We start from the raw sequence: 21,904 nt of genomic DNA, 5'->3' as shown, positions 1-21,904 counted from the left end.
TTCACTCCGTTTATTTAAACCACCATCTTGGGTGTGTTTATAAATTAGCCTTGATTGCCCTGTTAGTTAATTGATTAGAATCAATTTTCTCTCTTGGTTAGTAAAAAGGCGGGAGTTTCGAATAGCTGCTCACGGTTTCTCTTGTTTATCTTCAGTAAATGTCGATAAGTGATTCTGATAACAAATAGCTGCGGTTAAATAGGCTTAAATAAAGTAAGAATTTTAGAATGCAGTCAACCTTACTCTATTTGGAGAACAAGATATGAACGCTAAAACATCAACAGGAAAGATGGGCGTTACCAGCCTCGCTTTATTTAGTCTCTGTGCTGTCATAGTGGTAGATACACTTACCGCTTCAGCATCAATTGGTGTAAGTGCCGTTGGCTGGTGGCTGTTAACTTTTGTGGTTTTTGTGATCCCCTATGGACTAATCACTTCTGAATTAAGTACAAGCTATCCTGGAGACGGCGGTATTTATGACTGGGTTAAGCAGGCTTTTGGTTATAAGTGGGCCGTCAGAACCACATGGTTTTACTGGATAAACGTTGGTTTATGGATGCCTGCTGTGTACATTATGTTTGCCGGGATGTTCGCAGAGCTGTTTATGCCGGACCTGTCTATTGCCTGGCAGATTGCCATCTGCATCCTGTTAACCTGGCTGACTGTCTGGTTATGTAATATCTCAGTCGATATCGGCGTCTGGGTTACGCATGTCGGCGCTGTTCTTAAAGTTATCATTATTTCAGTACTGGGCTTTGGCGGGTTCTTTTACGCTGTAAAACATGGTGTTGCTAATGAATTCAGCTTTTCTGCTATGCTGCCGTCGTTAGATACGGGGGCTGCTTTTCTGCCTGCTCTGGTTTTTAACTTGATGGGTTTTGAACTGGCGGCAACTATGACTAAAGAGATGAAAGATGTTCGTGATATGCCTAAAGCGATCTTTTTAGCAGCGGGTATTACCGCATTTTTATACCTGTTCGGGACCATCGGCATCCTGATGGCGATGCCGGTTGAAAATATTGGATTAGTGGCAGGTATCACAGATACCCTGAAAATCTTATTTGGAAACGGTGCGGCCGGTCAGTTTATGGTGTCTGTTATCGGCATAATGGCGCTGCTGAGTTTCATCGGCAATATGGTTACCTGGACCATGGGAGCGAGCCGAGCCGCCGCTGAAGCCGCTAGTGAAGGTGAACTGCCTGCTGTTGTTGGTAAAATGTCAGAAAAACACAACACGCCTGTTGGAGCAAATAATATCACCGGCATGGTGTCTACGGTTGTTATTCTTGCTTACGCTGTGTTCGCGCAAAACAGTGATGAACTGTTCTGGTCTGTTTTTGCCTTCTCCAGCTGTATTTTTCTTCTGCCTTATCTATTTATGTTTCCGTCATACTTAAAACTGAGAATTGCTGATAAAGATCATGAACGACCATTCCGAGTTCCCGGCGGGCTGAAAACGCAGTGGGTGTTATCTGTTGTCTGTTTCCTGGTTATTGTTCAAGCTGTCATATTGTTTATTTTCCCGGATCTGCTCTCTCTATCTGTCGACTGGACCTACAGTGCTCCGGTATTTATTGGTGTGATCCTTACTGTTGCTGTCGGGGAGTATTTGTTAGTTCAGGCAAGCAATAGAAAACGCTTAGCACTGCAGCCGCAAATGAATTAAATACAGCGCTTAAATATTCGGAGGATGAAAAAATGAGTATACAACTAAAAAGTACGCCGCTGGACGATGGTTTTAGAATGCCGGCAGAGCATGAGCCTCATGCAGGAATCTGGATGGCCTGGCCTGAGCGGGCAGATAACTGGAGATACGGTGGAAAACCAGCTCAGAATGTATTTATTAATGTGGCCAAAGCGATTTCAAAAAACACCAAGGTAACCATGGTCGTGGGCTCCGGGCAGTATGAAAATGCACGTGCACAACTGCCTGAAGATATTCAGCTTATTGAAATGAGTACCGATGATTCCTGGATGCGGGATATTGGACCTTCTTATGTTGTTAATAACAAAGGTATTCGCCGCGGTGTTGACTGGGAATTTAATGCCTGGGGAGGTCTCGTTGACGGGCTGTACTTCCCCTGGGATAAGGATGATGCAGTCGCGCAGAAAGTGTGTGAAGTGTTAACCGATGACAGTTATCGCGCGCCTATTATATTAGAAGGCGGCTCAATCCATGTTGACGGTGAAGGAACATTATATACTACCGAAGAGTGTCTGCTGCATCCAAGTAGGAATCCAGAGCTGTCAAAAGATGAGATTGAGCAGGTATTAAAGCAGTACCTTTCCATCGAAAAGGTCATATGGCTGCCTCAAGGTTTATACAATGATGAAACCAACGGGCATGTCGATAATTTAATGCATATTGTTGCACCGGGTGAAGTTGTGCTGACCTGGTGTGATGATGTAAGTGACCCTCAATATGCGATATCAAGAAAAGCACGGGATATTTTAACCGCTGAAACAGATGCTAAGGGGCGGCAGATTATAGTTCATAAACTTCCGATGCCCGGTCCTCTTTATATCACTGAAGAAGAGGCGCGCGGTGTTGATATTTGTGACGGCATGGTAAGAGAATCAGGTGAACGTTTAGCCGGCTCATATGCTAATTATCTTATTTCCAATAATCACATTATTTTTCCTCTTCTGGATGAAAAAACGGATCAGCAGGCGGAAACAATATTGGCGAAACTTTATCCTGGGTATCAGCTCAGCGGCGTTGATGCGAGAGAAATTTTATTAGGAGGAGGCAATATTCATTGTATTACTCAACAGATACCTGCCGTATAAGTGTTTGATTACCATTGAGCCTCAGGCAGCTTAACAACTGAGGCTCAGATTCTTTCAGTCCGGCAGAGGTGACAGGAGCTCGCCTTTTAATCATTAACTAAATCGTTAAACAGTAAACATCCTGTTTAAATCAATATTATTGTTCTATCAACGGCTGATTTCTAAGATAAAAAGCCCCATGCACCACACCTTTATATTTAGGGCTGTTAATATCACTGAGGGACACTGAGATTCGTGACCCATTGCCTATCATCACCGCATCCCCTGTCGCCTTAATAGAAACGCCCGCCATATCCAAACGGCTGCCGTTGATTAACATTGTGTTATGTCCGGAGATATCAGCATTGGTGATGGTGACAACCGATTCATTAAACTCTAACCGATTGTCTTTATTGGCAAAAATTAGATTTTCAATATCCACGACAGAGCCTTTAATTAGCAGACTATCTGTACTGATGTTTATCAGTCGTATATTGTCACAGCCTTTCACTACAATTTCATCATAATGACCGGAATAGGTTTTATCACTTTGCCCCCGACAGGTTAAAATACCTTGGCTTTGCCCGGTACCTGTTAGACTATATTTATCTGTGGTCGGCTCGTTGAGTGCGGTTTCTAAGGTACTCATAAATTCAGCATGATGGCTTTTCATCGGCACATGTCCAGCCCCGTTAATCACCTGTAAATGTGCATTGCTCATCTGCTTATTAAGCACTTTACCTGTGCGAAGTGGTGCGACGTTATCTTTATCACCCCAAATAATATTAACCGGTACAGCGACCTGATTAACCGCTTGACTAAAGTCTTCTTCAACCAGACTTAACGCGGCATTCATATTGCTTGAGTCGGACACTAACCAGTCCCATGCATAATCATTATCTTGTAAAAAGTCAGTTATTGAAGTGTTTTTGGTACCGGCTTCTACCATTGATGAGCTGAATTCATTTAACCCTTCAATCTGCTGCTGTACAAACGCAGGTAAATCATCATCAAACTCAAAGGCTGCAATGTGTTTAATAAATGCTGATTTTTCTAATAGTCCGGCGGCATCCACCAAAATCAGCTGTTTAACTAACTCTGCATACAGTTCGCTATAACGTAAAGCAACCGCGCCGCCCATGGAGTGACCAATGATAATTGCCTTTTCACTGCTGTACTGCCTGCTGACCGCAGCAATTACGCGGGCATAATTAGTCGGCAGAAAGCGCCCCTCTGCAGCTGCAGAAAGGCCGAAACCCGGCAGGTCGACGGCTATCACGTGGTAGTTTTTTTCAAGAGCAGGAATAACACTAAACCAGTCTTTCATACCTAACCGGCCAAGCCCGTGAATTAAAATGACAGGCGGGTTATGCTTGTTACCTGCTTCTAATACGGCAACTTTGCTGTTAAATACCGGCTCATCAAAATAGGATAACTGCCAATGCTCAGCTGGCTGTAATTCAACTTGTTCCGGTTCAGCTGCTTTTTGTATCTGCTGATCTTGTTGTTGACTAGAGCAAGCTGATATCAGCAATAACAACATGCATATTGGTAATCTTCTTAGCATCCTTTCACCCTTAACAAAGCAATTCATTGCAAAACAAAAATATAACAGTTCATAGTAAGGTACAACCCTAATAGCATCTAGCACTTGCTGCCGAGTAGATAGTTATTCAAGTAACTGCTCACAAAAAGAATTGATTGAGCTGCTTGAAGGCAATATGTCACTCATCCATTAGGCCTGCATGGTCAGTTGCTAATCGGGCTGTTAAAAGGTGGAAAAGCTCAGTGCCATTCGGATCGTGTCCTGCCTTTTGCCTTGCAAATAAATATTCATTTCTAACTCGGTTCGGGGCATAAAACCTTGGGTTTCTGTAGCAGGGGGGTCTTAGCTATTCAATTTGAAGGTGCTGTATTGTCAGCATGATCTCAGAATAAAACTGCGCAGTGTTGGTTCCCCAAAAGTCGTAATAACGTCTGCTCTTACTGGCAGACTGTAGAGGCTTAACCGCGCACAGCAGTGCTGCGCGTTGAGCTTAAAGCGAGGTGTACTACCTACCCTGGAAGGTCGGAGCTTTTCCAGTTAAGAATTAAAATAAACTGAGTTCAACTCCGGAAGAGGGGGGAGGGTTCAAGCTGTACTTACCATTTTTTTGTGTACAACCTTTCCAACCCTTACTATAGCCATATCAAATAACTCTTTAGCCCGTTTTTTTTCATCATAGCTTGGCCGCTTATCATTACAATAGACCCAGTAGCAGGATTCAAGAATATCTCTTGTTTCTGCAGGGCTTAACATTGCTGGTGTTGATAAGGCGGTTAGTTCAAGAATCAGCAGGCAAGGTTGAAAGTGGAAAGGCACCATAGTAAAGGCCTTGTAGGCATCCTCTGCCGCCTGATTGGCACGGTTATTCTGACGATGAACTAATGCTGTAGCGGTCAACTTTTTACCGTTTTTTAAACGTTGTTTGATTTGTTTCTGACAACTATCTAACAACTTAACCAGGCTTAGCATCAGTACATCATCATCAGTCTGTCCGCAGAGTTTTCTCGCCTGCAGCATGGCTTTCTCATATAAATCGGGCATACCGCAGAAACCATACAGTCTTGCCATATTCAGCACGGTGTAAAAGTCCGTCACTTCTCTGCTGTCAGTCTCGATTTTACTCGCAACAATGAAGCAATTCTTAATATCGCCTTCCAGGCATGCCAGAATCCCAAAACCTGTTAATATACTCAATTCAGTATCAGGTTCAACAGCCGCCTTTTCCATGTCTGAATTGAGTTCATAGATATTATGCCTGGCTTCATTAACCAGATCGGCGTGTTCTTTATTATCATAGGTGTATAGACTTGCTAGTAATAAAGAAATAGAAATATTGACTGTGATACCACTACTATATCGACTGGTTCCGGTCACTTTAGCAATGAATCGCTGATATCCATAGGCTGCTTTCTCATGCTCCTGAAGAACTGCATACAGATTCGCGATAATCAGCTCACGAAGCGGGTTCGCGGGGTTAACTTTATGTAGAATATTGAACTGTGCCAATGCTTGCGGCGTTTCATTTCTCATCATCATGCAGTGGGCTAAACTTCTTCTGGCTAAAGGTTGTTTCGGGTGTTTGGTTAATATTTTCTGGAAGATGCTTTCTGCTTTATCAAGCTCTCCTAACCCTTGTAGAGCCTGGCCTAAACCAATTTGCGGCCATGCAAGTTCCGTGTTTTTACACGCCTGCTCATAAAAAATCCTAGCATCATTGTGACGTTTCAAACGCAGTAAGCAGTCGCCATTAATTCGATTAATATAACCTGAGTAATTTGGATAGAGCCCTCTATAAATGGCACAGAAATCGAGTCCTGATTGATAATCTTTATTTTCAACCGACTGCAATAATCCAGATAACTCTGTTTTCCGAATGACAACTCTTTCTATCCGCCCAATGAATTCCGAAAAGCGAAACGGTTTTAACAAATAATCATCAAGTTCAAGCTCAATAAAGTGGGTAACAACAGCTTCCGAATTGTCACCTGTGACACAAATAAAAACAGCATCACTAGGAATTAATTTACGCTGTTTGACTTCATCGAAGATAAGCCCGCCATCAATATGGTGACGCATATTATAATCACAAAGAACGACATCATATTTATGATTGGCTAACAAACGGATGGCTTTCATGCTGTCCGTAGTGCTGTCTATATCATCATTTGTAACATTAGCGGAATTAAGCATAGTACGCATTATTGCTATTGCAGTCTCGAAGTCGTCAATTATTAAATACTTTTTATTTTTCAACATGGTAACCCCTTGCGCGCACCTTGATGTATACAGGCTTCTCCATTTCTCCTTAATTTTGAAGCCATAGCATAAAGATAATTTAAGGCGCTAAAAGACATCAGGCTCTCGTAAGTAATATTGAATTCCAACAGCTGGAACTCTGTCTAGGCCCAAAGCGAAGTATGCATAGTCAGTAACTGCATAATCTAATCTGCTCCCTGCAGTACCGTAATTGATCCCTGCCCTCGCTTCTGTTGAACCATGAAATCCTTGTTGGGCATAGAAACTAGAAGAAAGAACCAGACATATTAAGGAAACCTAGATTACTTTCATGTGCATAATTCCATAACACCCTAATAACGGGCTAATAGTCTCTGTGCGAGAAAGATCGGATATTCATACCTTATTATTCTTTTAAATCATTACATTACATGTGGATATTAGACCAATCTTCAAAAAAAAATATTACAAACTATTACAGAGCACACAAGGCAGAGCGTATAAGCCATTGGTCGGCTAAGTAAGTTTGGGGCAGAGTACAAAAACCTAAGTTACTCTGTGTACCAAGCGCCTCTGCTAGTAAAAATTCCCACGCTCGCTTCTTCCTAAGCCGAACGTAAGAAACTATCTTTCGCCCCCTGCAAAACGACTAATTAGTGATCAGAAATATTTGCTCAGCACACCATGCCACCCTATTAGTGATAGGGGCTTTTTATTAACACGCTTTTAGTAGTGTGCTACAGGCTCCACTTTTGTGTGTAAGTGATGATTGGTTGACCTTGTGGTTTGTAAAGTGGGAATATTTTCCCATAATTACTCTAGGTATTTATCAATAGGACGGACCTTTATGAAGAACCTTGGATTCAAAAATTTACTGCTTATATCTATATTAGTTTTAGTGGCACTTTCGGTGTCTATATCAAGTTACATATCTTATACAAAGGAGTCTAATACGATTACAGGGATGATAAGTGACTCTACAAGTAGTTATGTCTCGGATCAGGCAAAACTCGTTGAAGTGCTGCTTGGTGAAAAAGTGAATGCGATAGGGAAATTAGCAGATCAGTTCAAAAATAAAGGTATCCAAGGCACTCCCGAAGAGATTATCGAACAAGCAAAAATGATAGCTAACGCGGCAAATTTAAACAGTGCTGTAATCGGATTTAAAAATGGTGATGCTTATTGGAACCAGACCGCTCCTACCTGGCCGAATCATAAATATGATGGTGATGTAACGACAAGGTCCTGGTATCAGGCAGCCTTTAAAAGCAGCGGAACTTCAGTGACTGAACCTTATTTAAGCTCTGATGGTGATGTCTACTGGATAAGTATCGTCGAACAAACATTTAACGGCATGATTTCTGTTGATATGAAGCTGGGTTTTCTGAATGAAATGGTAAAAAATGCAGCCCAGATACCCGGTTCTGCGGCTATCATCATGACTGAAGATACATCAATTCTGGCGTCTAGCTCTGCTGCATTGAAAGTCGGAGATAAAGGGGCGAATATTCAATCACTTAAAGATGTATTGACTAAAGCAACTCAGCAAAATAATGCGCTGCAGGAATACACTTTAAATGGTGTCGAAAAACTGATGTTTTCTAAACAGATTAAGGTAGGAGACAAAAACTGGTATTTCGCCGTAGGCCTGGATAAAGCGGTGGCATTTTCCCAGTTAGAAGATGTTAAATTCAATGCGATTGTTGTATCACTGAGCGCGTGTTTATTAAGTCTTGCGATTGCGTTTTTTGTAATTCAAATTCTGTATCGACCTATTCTTGATTTGAAAAAAACCATAGTAGGATTATCTCAAGGAGATGGAGATTTAACTCAGCGCTTAGAAGTGGCAACCCGAGATGATCTTGGGCAGATTTCCGATGGTGTAAATAAGTTTATTGAAAGTCTGCAGACCATGATGCTGGAAATTCAAGGCGCATCTGTCAACCTGCAGGATAATGTAAACGGGCTGAAAGGTATGTCAGCGCAGAATACTTCTATGTTGAAAAACCATGTTTCTGAAACAGAGCAGATTGTCGCTGCAGTCGAAGAGATGAGTGCGACTGCAGATGCAATGGCGACAGATGCCGCTAATACTGCGCAGTTAACTCAAAAGGCGAGTGACGCAAGTGATTTATCACAATCAACGGTAAACCAGGCCCAGCAGACAGTTACTGCATTGGTACAGGATGTAGATTCGACTGCACTAAATGTACAGCAGATGAGTGATGAAACTGACGGGATAAATGCGATTCTCAGCGTTATTGGAGCAATTGCAGAGCAGACCAATTTACTGGCGCTTAATGCTGCAATAGAAGCGGCTCGTGCGGGAGAGCAAGGACGAGGATTTGCCGTGGTTGCTGACGAAGTGCGGAATCTGGCTAGTAGAACAAAGGACAGTACCGAAGAAATTGAGTCCGCTCTCAGCAGCTTGCTAAAAGGAAATCAATCGGTTGTAGATGCAATGGATACGACCAAAGAGCGCTGCCAGGAAACAGCAAATGGTATGAGCGGTGTGACTGAAAGCCTTGGCACAGTGACCCAGTTTGTTGGTGAGATGAATGATTTGAGCACCCAAATTGCTACAGCCGCTGAAGAGCAAAGCTGTGTTACTCAAGAAGTAAGCCGCAATATGTCAGCCATCAGTGAAATTGTCGGTGAGCTGGATAACAACGGGAAAGAAACATTTTCAGAAGCAGAAAATATTTCCAATATAAATAATCAACTTATGAGTATTGTCGGGCGGTTTAAATTATAGCGGTGTTTCGTTGATGCTTTTGTTGGCGGAGCCATTAGGGCATGCTGAATGCAAGGTCAGCATGCCCTAGTAAGTTGTGTGATTTATAGAGATCGTTTTAATTTGCTAGATTTAAAAAAAACTGTGTCATTTCAGTAAAATATAGAAGACAGTGAATGACTTCACTCCCGGTGTTTTCAATACCCAAACTGCACATTCCGATACAGCAGCGGTACGCGGCTGTTCTTCAATGATAAAAAGTAATAACAGCCGCCCGCAGCACTTTCTGCTTGTTAGTTAAATGCCAAATTTTGTTATTTAATATAATATGAAGCTCAATTTATGTGCATGCTGTTATCGAATGGTGCTGAGGATAAAAAATGAACGACTTTGATATGAATCTGATCAAACCTTTTGTGAAGGTCTATGAATTGAACTCAATTACTAAAGCGGCTGATTTTTTAAATGTGTCGCAGCCTGCGATCAGCGGTTCTATCAAGCGCTTAGAAAACTATCTTGATTACCCGTTATTTATCCGCAGCGGGCGTAATTTAACGCCGACCCTCAGTGCAAAAAGTTTTTACGCTCAGGTTGCAGACATTCTTGATATTGTTGATAACGCCTTAGGCAATAAAGGTGAGTTTGTGGTCTATGCTCCGGAAAGTATTCTGCTGATGCTTAGTGATATTAACCAGATCCAGCTGATTGAAGCACGTGACAGCGAAGAAGAAACCTTTAACGATTTACGTATGCGTAAAGCGGATTTAGTGATTGATAATATTACTCAAAAAGATAATAGCTTTGTTTGCGAATCAGTACGTAAAGAGTGCCTTAAACTGATCTGCCGTCAGGACCATCCAACGGTTCAGGGGCATATCAGTCTTGAGCAGTATAATCAGTCCGGCCATGTGGCAATGAAGCTTAAGCGTCATAATATGCGCGCCATAGAGTATTTTTCTGAAAGTCCAGTCAGCGCGGATCGAAATATTAGAGTACAGGTCTCCAGCCCGGCTAATATGATGCTGGCGGTGCAGAATACCGATTATATTGCCGCTGTTCCCGAGGGCATGAGTCATATTGCCGAAGCACTAAATTTACAAGTGATTGATCCGCCGTTTGCAATGAAACCGATTGAATATTTTCTGCTTTATCATAAACGTTATAGTAAAGACAGCGAGCACAAAAAACTGCGTGAACTGATCCGCTGTAAAATTAATAACCAGCAAACTAATTAATTATTAATAAGCTGCTTAATTTATAAATACGGTTTATTAATAACGTTAAAACCACCATGTCTGCTGACTTTTATGGTGTTTTTTTAGTATAAGCAGTGCTTATGCTAAGCATAATCTCTGGCCTGTTCTTATATTAATCCCTCCTACGTATAGTTACCTCATCAAAGCAGAGCAGGATTTATCTTAACTTTGTTACTGCTGAAATAATTTAATTTTTGTGAGTTTTACTCACACACAATAAATGGTGATTATATGAAAAAGTCAATTCTATCTGTCTTAATTTCTTCTATCTCTTTTGGTGTTACGGCTGCAGATCATAACCATGCACATTTAAACAGCATTGGCGAACAAGGCGGCAAAAACGCCAGCCAGGCAACCATTGAATACAATAACGAGTTTGCTGAAACACTTAATTTTAAAGATCTGCGTGCCTTTGAAAATAATAACCGTGGTTTAATTGCCGAACTTGATAAAGCCTCGGGAGACATTATCCGCAACAGCTTTAATTTTATTGATCCTGATAGTGCAAATGCTGATAACGCCCCAGATTCAGTGAACCCGTCATTATGGCGCCAGGCAGTACTTAATCAGGCTGCCGAAGGTTTATATGAAGTGGTACCGGGTAAAATTTATCAGGTACGAGGTACAGATCTTTCGTCTATCTCATTTATCCGCAGTGATAACGGCTGGATTGCTTACGATGTATTATTAACAAAAGAATCAGCAGCGCAGTCACTGAAATTCTTCCAGGAAAATGTACCGCAAGGGGGGAAACTGCCGATTGTTGCTATGATCTATTCACACTCACATGCGGATCACTTTGGCGGCTCGCGTGCCATAAAAACGGCTTATCCAGACGTAAAAGTATACGGCTCTAGACATATTACTAAAGAGATTGTTGATGAAAACGTCTTAGCCGGCAACGCCATGTCACGCCGCGCTGCTTATCAATACGGTGCAACACTTAATCGTCATGAGCATGGTATTGTTGATGCGGCTTTAGCAAAAGGGTTATCCAAAGGTGAAATTACCTATGTATTACCAGATTACGAATTGAACCATAACGAAGAGATTGAAACCTTAGTTATTGATGGTTTAGAGATGCAGTTTATGGATGCATCGGGTACTGAAGCCGCATCGGAAATGGTGACTTATATTCCAAGTATGAAAGCGCTATGGACGGGGGAATTAACTTACCAGGGAATGCACAATATCTATACCTTACGCGGTGCTAAAGTACGTGATTCTCTCAAGTGGTCGAAGAAAATTAACGAGATGTTAGTGACCTGGGGGAAGCAGACAGATGTATTGTTTGCTTCACACTCATCACCAATCTGGGGTAACGGTGAAATTTCAGAGTACCTGAAAATGCAGCGGGATGCGTACGGTTTTACCCATAACCAGACGCTGCGTTTAGCCAATGACGGTTATGTGATGCAGGATCTGGGTGATAAAATTTACGAGGTAATGCCGGACAGCATTCAGCAGAGTTGGCACACCAACGGTTACCACGGTACTTATTCACATAATGCGCGTGCGGTATACAACATGTACCTTGGTTACTTTGATATGAATCCGGCAAACCTGAACCCACTGCCGATCAAAGCTGAATCTGCAAAGTTTGTAGAATATATGGGCGGCAGTCAGATGATTCTGCAGAAAGCTCAAGCTGATTTTAATAAAGGTGAATACCGCTTTGCTGCAACAGCATTAAACAAAGTTATTCAAGTTGAGCCGGATAATAAAGAAGTACGTAAACTATTAGCCGATACATACGAGCAGCTGGGGTATCAGTCAGAAGGAGCTGGCTGGAGAAATACTTATTTAACCGGTGCGCAGGAGTTACGTGTTGGAACGCTGCCGGGCGCCTCGAAAACTGCTTCTGCTGACGTGCTTTCTGAAATGACCATTGAAAACTTATTAGACTATATGGCGGTTAAAGTAGACTCATTAAGAGCACAGCACACACCATTTACCTTAAATGTGGTGCTGCCGGATACTAAAAACGTATTCTTCGTTGAGATGTCGAACGGTAACTTAAACAATATTAAAGTTGAAAAGCAGCAGAAAGCGGATGCAGCCCTGTTTATTAACCGCAGCGACGTCACTAAGATTATTCTGCAGCAGACGACACTAGAAAAACTGTTTGAAAGTGGTCAGGCAGGCATTCAGGGGGATAAATCAGTGTTGGAAAAACTGGCTGCCTCAATGGTAGAGTTTGATGAAACCTTTGAAATTGTACCTCGCCCGGCTAAAGGCCAGGAAGTAGATGCTCAGCTTTATCAAACATCAGAAAACCATGACGGCCATGACCACTAATACTGAATCTGTATAAACCCTTTATCAAGCCAATCCTGCCAGGATTGGCTTTTTTGACCTTAGCGTACTGAAACGGATTATTAACTGTCTGCAAGCGCTGATATCCCTAAACGCTTCCTCCTAATCTTCGACCTGCTTAATCCCGCTATAGAAAACGCATCTAACTCTTTGTAACTCTTTTTAGCCGTTACATGAATCATGATTTATGCATGTGCTGCATAAAGGTTTTTCTATCGAGTTTTTTACCCTTAACATATAATTTGCTAAAGCTTCGGCTGCTCAGGATTTTGCTTTTTCCTAGCTACTATGCTCAAACAAGGGGGATAAATTGAAAATATTAATTACAGGAACTGCGGGCCGGGTAGGGCGCGCAGTTTATATTAAGCTTATGAAAAAACACCAGGTAGTCGGGATCGATAGAACGCCATGTTCAACAGCTGACTATGTCGGAGATATCCGTGATACTGCTTTATTAACTAAAGCTTTACAGGGCGTGGAAGTGATTATTCATACCGCCGCACTGCATGCCCCTCATGTTGGGCTGGTATCTGATAATGAATTTGCAGAAATTAATATTAAAGCAACGGAGCGGTTAGCCTTACTGGCAGTGGAGAAGGGGGTTAAACATTTTGTTTTTACCAGTACCACAGCTCTTTATGGCTGTGCATCAACACCTAATGGCACGGCGGGCTGGATAAATGAAAGCGTTACTCCAAGGCCAAAAACTATTTACCATAGGTCAAAAATTAAAGCTGAGCAGCTTCTGGAAGATATCTCAAACCTGTTTGCTTTACCTGTTACTGTTCTGCAGATGTCTCGTTGTTTCCCTGAGCCGGCAAACTTAATGGCTGTCTATCGATTAACGCGCGGTATTGATGCGCGGGATGCCGCCAGTGCTCATGCCTGTGCAGTAGAGAAACGTCTATCAGGTTTTAGACGCTATATAATCTCCGGTAAAACACCATTTAAAAAAACATGCTGCAAAGAGTTGTATCTAAATGCAGATCAAGTTATTCAAGAGTATGTGCCGAAACTTGCACAGGAGTTTACAGAACGAGGCTGGTGTTTACCTGGAAAACTGGATCGTGTTTATGATTCATCGCTGGCGCAGCGCGAATTAGGCTGGTTGCCTAAACAGGGTTACGAAAGTGTGTTTGCTATGCTGGATGATGAGTCTGCAGAAGTACTTCCTGTGACGGTTGGAATTATTGAATAATCTCAGCAGTATCGGAAACGGCAGTTTTTAATAAGAAGATAAAAAAAAAGTTCAGCACAAAAATTATTATGCTGAACTATCAATTAATAAACGATTAAAAGCTTAAAGAGCCGGTGATAAAGTGAACTCGGTTAGTATCGTAGTGGCCTTTATTCAGCAGGCTGCCTGTAATATCGCCGTCACCTAGAGACTGATACTGGTAAGCTAATCCAAGCCCCATACCGTTACTTAGCGTCTTCGTACCACCTACACCTAAACGCCACTGCTGATCCAGGGGTAATGCGTGACCGCGATCCTTTGAGTTAAGCGGGCTGGAGTCAATACTGAAACCTGTCTGCACAGTCCAGTCGCTCATCTGATAACTCATCGCAATACCAGCGCCGTAGGTATCTTTAAAATCGTCACCTAAGCGGCTCCACTGCCGCCAGTTTGCGCTTAACATTAGAGCAAGGTCTTGATTAACTTGATGCTGCAGACCAGCTTCAATACTTTGCGGCCAGTTTAAGTCTTGTTCGTTAAGCCCTGTGATCGCAGTGTCCAGATCTAACTTATGTTTTCCGCCGTAGTTATAAGTTAATCCAAGGTGGGTAGCATCAGATGCCTGGTAAACGGCACCTAGTGCAAAGGAAGGAGACCAGTTATCAGCATCTATATCTCCCTGCTCCTGCCCTGCTGAAAATTCAGTGCTGACGGAAGCATACTGTGCGATTATGGAAGCACCCAAGGCAAGCTGCTGATTAACCTGGTAAGAAGCTGATGCTGTAAGATTGAGCATTTCAATGCTGTTTTCATCAACCAGACTGGCTCCGTTAACTCCTCCTGTTAAACCGTTACTGTATTCCACTCCGAGTCCGCCGGGGGAATGTACAGATAAACCTGCGACCCAGTTTTCATTGATACGCTGTGCAAAAGACAGGTGTGGAAGAAACTGATCCGATTTAGCGGTTGTACCGCTGCCCAGATTACGTTCAAATTCACTTTCTGAATTCAAATACTGTACACCAAGAACAGTGCTGTTGTGTTCAATACCCGATAAACCGGCAGGGTTGCTGATCACTGCTGATGAATCACGATTATTGGTAACACCGGCAACACCGGCAGTGGCAACACTTTCAGCTGTCCCTATTTGTGATAATGCAAGCCCGCCGGCAAAGCTGGGGGCGGCCGCGGTAAGGCCGGCAAGTGTCAGTAGTGACAGTTTAAATGTTTTTGGCATGTGGAACTCCTGATAATCTGTAAATATCTGTTTTGTTTTGAGATGTGTATATTGAATGAGTATCAGCGCCTAATAAATAAACTGTCTTGTATACAATACATAAGAAATAGTTATGTATTGTTAGTTTTTATGTGGAGTGGTCTTAAATATTTAGAAGAGGATATCGATTCTGGGACAGCTCTTTAAACAAGCTTTGTATGATACAAGCCCTGTTTTCTCTTAAAGAGCAAGACTTGTATCTATCATTATTTATAAGTTGAGTTAATTAGTCTGCTAACTCATGCATCACTTTTACGATTTTCGACTGCTGCTGCACAAACACCGCCACTAATAACGGGTCAAACATTTTTCCAGCCTGATACTTAATAAAATTAACTGCATTATCGAGTGACCAGGCATCTTTATAAGGTCTTTTGCTGGTTAATGCATCAAAAACATCTGCAATTGCGGTAATACGTGCTTCAACTGGTATTGATTCACCTAACAGTTTTTTGGGATAGCCGCTGCCGTCCCAGCACTCATGGTGACCTGCTGCAATAGTCTGCACCATTTGAATTAGCGGAGAGTTAACTGAGCTGATTAGAGAATCGCTTTTAACTGTGTGTTGATGCATGATCTCCTTCTCTTCCCCGTTGAGCCTGCCGGGTTTTAATAAAATATTTTCGGGCGTAGCAATCTTTCCAATATCATGAAGAGGGGCTGTCAGCTCGATCATCTCTATTAGTTCTATCGGAAATCCCGCACCTTCCGCTAATATACGTGCATATTTTCCAACTCTCTGGGCATGTTTACCCTTACCATTGTCTTTCAGCTCTCCCGCCGCTGCCAGGCTGTACAGAAGCCCTTTAATTGATAGATTTAATTCTCGTGTCCGTTCTTCTACCAGCTGTTCAACCTGGTATTTACCAGCTGTATGTGTAATGTGATTTTTGCGTGTCTGCAGTAAATTTTTAACCCGTAATATAACTTCAATTTGATCAAAAGGTTTATTCAAAAAATCGTTTGCACCATTCATTAAAGCTTTATTGCGAATTTCTTTACTTTCGGCACCGCTGATAAGCAGAATAGGCAGCTGTTCTAGTTCATAGGATTTTCTGACAATATCGATCACATCAATACCCTTTATGCCGGGCATTTCTAAATTAAGCAGAATTAAATCAAAGGGTTGTTCGGATAATGTTGATTCAATTTTTTGCGGCTCGGTAAGAGCTTCAACATTAACATTCATTTCTTGTTCGACTAAATGCATCAGAATGACAGTATTGGTGATAGAGTCATCACAAACCAGCACATTTAGTCCTTTGAACTCATTCATTGGATTTTCTCCTCTTTCTATTAACAGTTGTTATTTTGAGGTTGGTTTAGATTTGCCCGCTTATTTTTCGATGACTATAATTATAGGTAATTTTCACGGCGTTTGTTGAGTTTGTTATGTTTTGTTGCTCGATAGAAGGGAATTGACTATTGTCTAAAAAAGAGCTGCATAATGTCAGCTTCAATTTTTTAGAATATTCTTTCTATAACGGCTTGGTGAACAGCTGAAGTACTTCCTGAACCTATGGGAAAAATTGTAAGGATCTCTATAACCTAAACGCTGTGCGATCATCGAAATTGTCCACTCGCGGTACTGCAGTAAATCTGCCGCTTTCTCCATACGTAACTGAATCAGCCTGGTCCTGGGGGACATAGCGTATAAATTTTTTGAAATCCGGTTCAGTTGCTCTTCACTGATAAAACATTTTGCCGCCATCTCTTTCACTGTCCACGGTAGATGTAGCTGACTTTGTACTTCATTAAACAGGGTATGCACACGTGATACTGAGCTGGTGGATTTTGATTCGACACCTGTCAGTTTCAGGTTCAGTTCGCTGACTAGTAAGCGCCGAAAACCTGTTCTGCCGTTTATTTCGCAGTGAATCAAATTCAGCAGAGACCATATCTGCTCACACTGGTGATAGGGCAGAATTGTTGGTCCCAGTTCTGCAAACTGCTTCCATTTATCTGTTTCCTGAGGAAGCAGCCAGACCATCTTCCAGTAGTTATCAACCGGATTCAGTTCAAAGCGGAAAGGGGTATGCGCAGGAATAATCAGTAAAGTATAAGGTTCGATCAATTCAACACGCTCTGCCGTGGTTAAAATGCCGCTGCCTTCTAAGGTAAAAATTATGGTATGAACTGTAGCGCCGCAGCGCTCGACATGGTAGCCGTCGGCAAGCTCGGCCATTCCAGCCATAAATATCTGCTCCTGGCTCAGTTCGGGAATATCTGAGCTGGTCAGAAATCGTTCTTTACAGGCATCCGCCAGATAGACATCTTCCTGCCATTGTGATTTAGGCGATATTTTTCTGATGACGGATTCGCACAGGTTTTGTCTATTTTCGCACATTTTCTTTCAAATCCTCTTCAACTATAGTTGCCCTGCAAAATAAGGAGCACATATGACTTTTAAAAACTACCTCAATTCAAGCAGTAAATCCACACCTGACGGTATGTTATCTAAGGTGATCAAGCTTGGGTTTCCCGTTGCAGTGCAAAGTGCACTGGTTGCCGTCTTAGCAATGGCGGATGTGTTAATGGTCAGTGATTTCGGCAACGAAGCAACTGCATCTGTTGGAATCGCCTCAAAATGGCATTTTGTTGCAATCATGATAATGGCAGGAATGGCATCAGCCAACGGGGTATTAGTGGCCCAGTACTGGGGCCGCAATGACCGCAGTTCAGCGAAAACCATTACCATGCTGGTGATGAACTGCGGTGCCAAAATATTAGTGCCGGTCACTTTAGGCATCACCTTGTTTTCCGGCACTATAATGATGCTGCAGACAACGGATTTAAAGGTTATTGAGTTAGGCTCAACTTACCTGTGGTACAGTTTTCCGGTTTTGATTTTGACCCACCTGATTATTGTTTCTGAGTCAGCTCTGCGCTCTACTGGTGATACTCTCACGCCTTTATATCTGGGGGCGCTGACAATTATCGTTAATATTGCCTTGAATTTCTGGCTTATTAAAGGCGGATTCGGTGTTCCGGCAATGGGAGTTGCAGGTGCGGCTTTAGCGACAACGATTTCGCGCCTGCTGCAGGTGGTATTTATATTCGGCTTTTTATACTGGCGCAGACACTGGCTGCTTACTGCAGAAACCTTGACTAATTCAGCGAAGTTATGGGCATCATACAAACATATTGCTGTTCCTTCTACGGCCAGCGCAGTGGTATGGGCAATTGGTACACTGGTATATCAGATGATTTTCGGGCATATGGGCACAACAGAGCTGGCTGTCTTCAGTATGATAGGGCCCTTTGAATCCTTATGTTATTCACTGTTTTTCGGCATTTCAGTGGCCTGCTCTGTACTGCTTGGGCAGTCCTTAGGCCGGGATGAATTTGCTGAGGCGTTTAAGATGTCGAAGTTTTTTATCAAAACGGTACTGGTATTTGGTTTGTGTGTCGGACTGATGCTTTTATTCGCTAAAGATGTGATTTTGTCCGGGTTAAATCTGACCAGTGCGGAACTGTATCCGCTTGCATCACCTGCGCTGACCGTACTTTGTTGTGCGATATGGCTGCGTATGCTTAATATGATCATTATCAACGGTATTCTGCGTGCCGGCGGCGATAATCACTTTTGTTTACGTATGGATTTTATCTCCATGTGGATGGTAGGTGTACCGCTTACCGCATTTGCAGCCTTCATCTTAGACTGGGATTTTAAATACGTCTATATGCTGATGCTGGCAGAAGAGTTAGTAAAATTTACTTTGTGTTTCCAGCGCTACTTAAAACGTTACTGGATGAATAATTTAACGCTGGCGACTGCCTGATTGAGCATAACAAAACCCGGCATAAAACCGGGTTTCATTTTTTGATATTTAGATATTAAGCGGAGCGGCTAAAACAAAATCAATTAACTCGTCTTTAGGCATTTGAATATCGTTGCCTTTGGTTAGAACCGCCAGACCGAGTCCGACTTTAGCACCGGTTTTTGCGCCGTCACTGCCGTCAATCAGTCCGCCGACAGCGGCTGTCCTTGCTGTCCTTGCCGCGGTAGTTCTAGCTGTATTAATACCTTCGCCGCTGATACTTTGGGTTTTAATATCGACCATTACATCATTTACCGAAATCCCGGTCAGCTGCATAGTCATAGAAGCTGAGCCTGCTATTCGTCCTGCTTTTTTGACATCCGTTAACAGACCGTAGACTTTAGCACCTTTCGGAGCAGCAATAACATCACCCGCCATCAGGTTCGTTTCCAGTATTGCAGTAAAACGTTGTCCGCTTTTATTATGACGGCTGTTGACGGATTCCGACATACGCACCGTCAATGCTGTACCGGCATTGACGGCTGCCGGTGTACTGCTGTCTGCTGCTGTAGTGGTTTTTTCAGCGGGTTTATCGGCGGCTTTCAGACTGTTATCGCTCATATCAATGAAAGCGATACTGCTGACCGGCAGGCGCATTTCAATGCCCTTGGCATCGAGTATAAGTGTTTCACTGTCCTGGCTTTTTATCTGCCCGGTAAAATTCTGCCCGTCTTTTAAAGTGACTGTGGCTGCATTTATCTGTGAAATGGATAAAAAACCAAAAAATAATGCAGGTAATAATTGTTGTCTGAGTTTCATAAGCACCTCTAAAATAAGCAAAGCAGTGTTACTTGGCCGGATAAACAGGGTTAAAGCTGTTAAGTTTTAAAGGGTTTATTGTAAAGCAGGGCGCAGCGCAGAAACATCTGCTCCATTTATATCATCTATCACTCTCAGTTATGTATTAAGCGGGTAATAACAGCTGTTTGTTATTGAGCTGATAAGTGCTTTTTGATGTAATATTTTGCTTATAAAAATAAACATACACGCCTCCTACTTTTCACACTGACTTTTCGACTTTTCCCTAATTTGCTATATCTTTTTTATTATTCGGCTATTAAAAATACATGGGCCTGTCCTAAATATGTAATAAGGGGGAAGCGATGACGTTATTTAAACAGTCATTACTATTTTCTATTATCACCCTACTAACAATAAGCAGCGTATGGGCTGTTTCGTTTAACGGTAAGCTGTCTACGGAAAGCTACTTTCCCTGGTTATATGCTGATTCAAGTGGAAAGATGAAGGAAGGTGTTAATACAAAAATTCATATTTCCTGGAAGATTTGGACATTACTCGACGAACCCGTTTACGACTGTATTGCAAAGTGGGACAAAGTGACTCAGGTGCGCATCAGAGTTAATCAAAATGATAAAAAAACGACATTGTTTACCTCTACAACCAGCAAAGACAGTGAAAACTATATCCCGCAAGAAATTTTAGACAAAATCAGAATTTACAATGTGAGGTTATTGAGTCGTCTGAGAAGCGGGTCTTTCGGCTATAAGCAGGAAATCCCTTATTTTGTCTGTGATCCTGGTGTGATGAGTAAAGCGGGTAATGAGAGCAGCTTTAATTTGCCGTCCAGCCCGAAATGGGATCGGTTATTTTTAGGCGCTGCCGTCAGTCAGATAATTCATCCTGTTTCTGAAAAAAAGTGGAGAAAAATTGATGTTGATAGAAATTATATCAATGCAGATAAAGCCAAAAGCTGGTTTAAAGAAAAAAATAATTCTCAGTCGGCTGAATATATCGAACTTGTATCGCCGCGTTTAATAACTGTCCAGTACGATTTGTCTGCAGTGAAGCATTGGTTGAATAAAAAAACAGCCGCAGAAAAGGTTTCTAGAGAGCTTAATTCAACGCTTACAGATCATTTTGATAATCTTAGAAAACAGTACAAAACAGATGTATCTTCGTTAACAAGAAAGCTTAATAAAACCAATGAAATTAGTGATCCTATTGAGAAAATGAAAACACTACGCATTATTTATAAAAAATTTAAGGCAAAAAAAATACCAGAAAATCTGGTTATTTCTAACAATCAGCAGGTATTTGAGAATAAAAGAACAGAAATTGATAAGGTCTATTCTCGAAATATTTCTGCTGTCACCTCTGCCGCCAAAAGTAGAAAATCCCTAAATATAAAAGAAAAACTGCTTGCTGATGACTGGATAGCTAAAAAGCAGATGCAGATAAAAAACAGGCCTGCACTTCCCGGCAGCAGCTTGTATGAATGGAATTCAGAGCAACGTAAGATTTTAAATGCAGGATATGAAACCTGTGATAAAGCCAAAAATCAGATGCGTTATGCTCATGCCAGAGAAAGGGATGGATTTTTAGAAGGACCGGAACTCCAGAGTATCTCTTGTGAGAAAGATTTAGGTGATCCAAACTATTACCTGTTTGAATATAGATGGAAATTTAATGATCTTACACGGAAAGTTATTTCAACGATAAGTTCCAGCGGGCCGACAAAACGCGCTTCAACGCAGCGAGAGGCAAACACTAAAGCCTTTAATGCTTATAGCTGCTCGCAGGCCTACAATAATCTTGGTCTCCAGTCTTATCGTCACTCTGTTAAGGTCAAAGGCAAGACTATATTTGCCAATGTAGATGTTGACCGCTCTTCCTGTGATTGTTCTGCAGGCAGTTTCTTCCATTTTGGGACGGGTAAAATAAAACTGTCGAAAAAGACATGTACTTTCACAATGAAATATTGGTATGACCAAAATTATGTTGAAGACAGCAGCAAGCTTGAACAATAGTAAAAT

At 42.0% G+C, this 21,904-nt stretch carries 14 protein-coding genes; 8 read left to right on the top strand and 6 right to left on the bottom strand.

Annotated features, from left to right (window positions below):
- The first annotated feature begins 262 nt into the window (after window positions 1-262).
- Entirely contained in the window at window positions 263-1,666 is a 1,404-nt protein-coding gene (locus G337_RS0122645) for an APC family permease (RefSeq protein ID WP_028865868.1), read from the top strand.
- Between the two features lie 32 nt (window positions 1,667-1,698).
- Window positions 1,699-2,790: an agmatine deiminase gene (gene aguA, locus G337_RS0122640; RefSeq protein WP_028865867.1), complete on the top strand. Its 1,092-nt coding sequence runs from the start codon at window positions 1,699-1,701 to the stop codon at window positions 2,788-2,790.
- A 136-nt stretch (window positions 2,791-2,926) separates the two neighbouring features.
- Here the strand turns inward: aguA and G337_RS0122635 are convergent, their stop codons facing one another.
- Complete coding sequence (locus G337_RS0122635; RefSeq protein WP_169719655.1) at window positions 2,927-4,336, bottom strand: alpha/beta fold hydrolase; 1,410 nt, start codon at window positions 4,334-4,336, stop codon at window positions 2,927-2,929.
- Window positions 4,337-4,900: 564 nt separating this feature from the next.
- Window positions 4,901-6,571, bottom strand: coding sequence for a response regulator (locus G337_RS27170; protein ID WP_037028448.1), 1,671 nt, complete (start codon window positions 6,569-6,571; stop codon window positions 4,901-4,903).
- A gap of 826 nt (window positions 6,572-7,397) precedes the next feature.
- Here G337_RS27170 and G337_RS0122625 point away from each other — a divergent pair.
- From G337_RS0122625 to G337_RS0122610, 4 genes are all read left to right on the top strand, one after another.
- Complete coding sequence (locus G337_RS0122625; RefSeq protein WP_028865865.1) at window positions 7,398-9,305, top strand: methyl-accepting chemotaxis protein; 1,908 nt, start codon at window positions 7,398-7,400, stop codon at window positions 9,303-9,305.
- Between the two features lie 359 nt (window positions 9,306-9,664).
- Window positions 9,665-10,519, top strand: a complete 855-nt coding sequence (locus G337_RS0122620; protein WP_028865864.1) for a LysR family transcriptional regulator — start codon at window positions 9,665-9,667, stop codon at window positions 10,517-10,519.
- 252 nt (window positions 10,520-10,771) lie between these two features.
- Complete coding sequence (locus G337_RS0122615; RefSeq protein ID WP_028865863.1) at window positions 10,772-12,838, top strand: alkyl/aryl-sulfatase; 2,067 nt, start codon at window positions 10,772-10,774, stop codon at window positions 12,836-12,838.
- Window positions 12,839-13,166: 328 nt separating this feature from the next.
- Window positions 13,167-14,054, top strand: coding sequence for an NAD-dependent epimerase/dehydratase family protein (locus G337_RS0122610; protein ID WP_028865862.1), 888 nt, complete (start codon window positions 13,167-13,169; stop codon window positions 14,052-14,054).
- Window positions 14,055-14,148: 94 nt separating this feature from the next.
- Here G337_RS0122610 and G337_RS0122605 read toward each other — a convergent pair whose 3' ends face one another.
- From G337_RS0122605 to G337_RS0122595, 3 genes are all read right to left on the bottom strand, one after another.
- On the bottom strand, window positions 14,149-15,270 hold the full coding sequence (locus G337_RS0122605; protein ID WP_051303541.1) for an OmpP1/FadL family transporter: 1,122 nt from the start codon (window positions 15,268-15,270) through the stop codon (window positions 14,149-14,151).
- A 265-nt stretch (window positions 15,271-15,535) separates the two neighbouring features.
- On the bottom strand, window positions 15,536-16,585 hold the full coding sequence (locus G337_RS0122600) for an HD-GYP domain-containing protein (protein WP_028865860.1): 1,050 nt from the start codon (window positions 16,583-16,585) through the stop codon (window positions 15,536-15,538).
- Window positions 16,586-16,765: 180 nt separating this feature from the next.
- Window positions 16,766-17,656 carry an AraC family transcriptional regulator gene (locus G337_RS0122595; RefSeq protein ID WP_028865859.1) on the bottom strand — a complete coding sequence of 297 codons (891 nt, stop codon included), beginning with the start codon at window positions 17,654-17,656 and terminating at the stop codon, window positions 16,766-16,768.
- Between the two features lie 52 nt (window positions 17,657-17,708).
- Between G337_RS0122595 and G337_RS0122590 the strand changes: the two genes are divergently transcribed.
- Complete coding sequence (locus G337_RS0122590) at window positions 17,709-19,091, top strand: MATE family efflux transporter (protein WP_028865858.1); 1,383 nt, start codon at window positions 17,709-17,711, stop codon at window positions 19,089-19,091.
- Between the two features lie 48 nt (window positions 19,092-19,139).
- On the opposite strand, the gene G337_RS0122585 is transcribed toward G337_RS0122590, so the two are convergent.
- The gene (locus G337_RS0122585; RefSeq protein WP_028865857.1) at window positions 19,140-19,889 is read right to left on the bottom strand and encodes a hypothetical protein; all 750 of its coding nucleotides are present in this window, start codon (window positions 19,887-19,889) and stop codon (window positions 19,140-19,142) included.
- A 344-nt stretch (window positions 19,890-20,233) separates the two neighbouring features.
- Between G337_RS0122585 and G337_RS0122575 the strand changes: the two genes are divergently transcribed.
- Entirely contained in the window at window positions 20,234-21,898 is a 1,665-nt protein-coding gene (locus tag G337_RS0122575) for a hypothetical protein (protein WP_028865856.1), read from the top strand.
- Window positions 21,899-21,904 lie beyond the last annotated feature (6 nt).

Source organism: Psychromonas aquimarina ATCC BAA-1526, assembly GCF_000428725.1.
GTDB lineage: Bacteria > Pseudomonadota > Gammaproteobacteria > Enterobacterales > Psychromonadaceae > Psychromonas > Psychromonas aquimarina.
The sequence above is the reverse complement of the archived record's forward strand: the minus strand, read 5'-3'. Positions and strand labels throughout refer to the sequence as shown.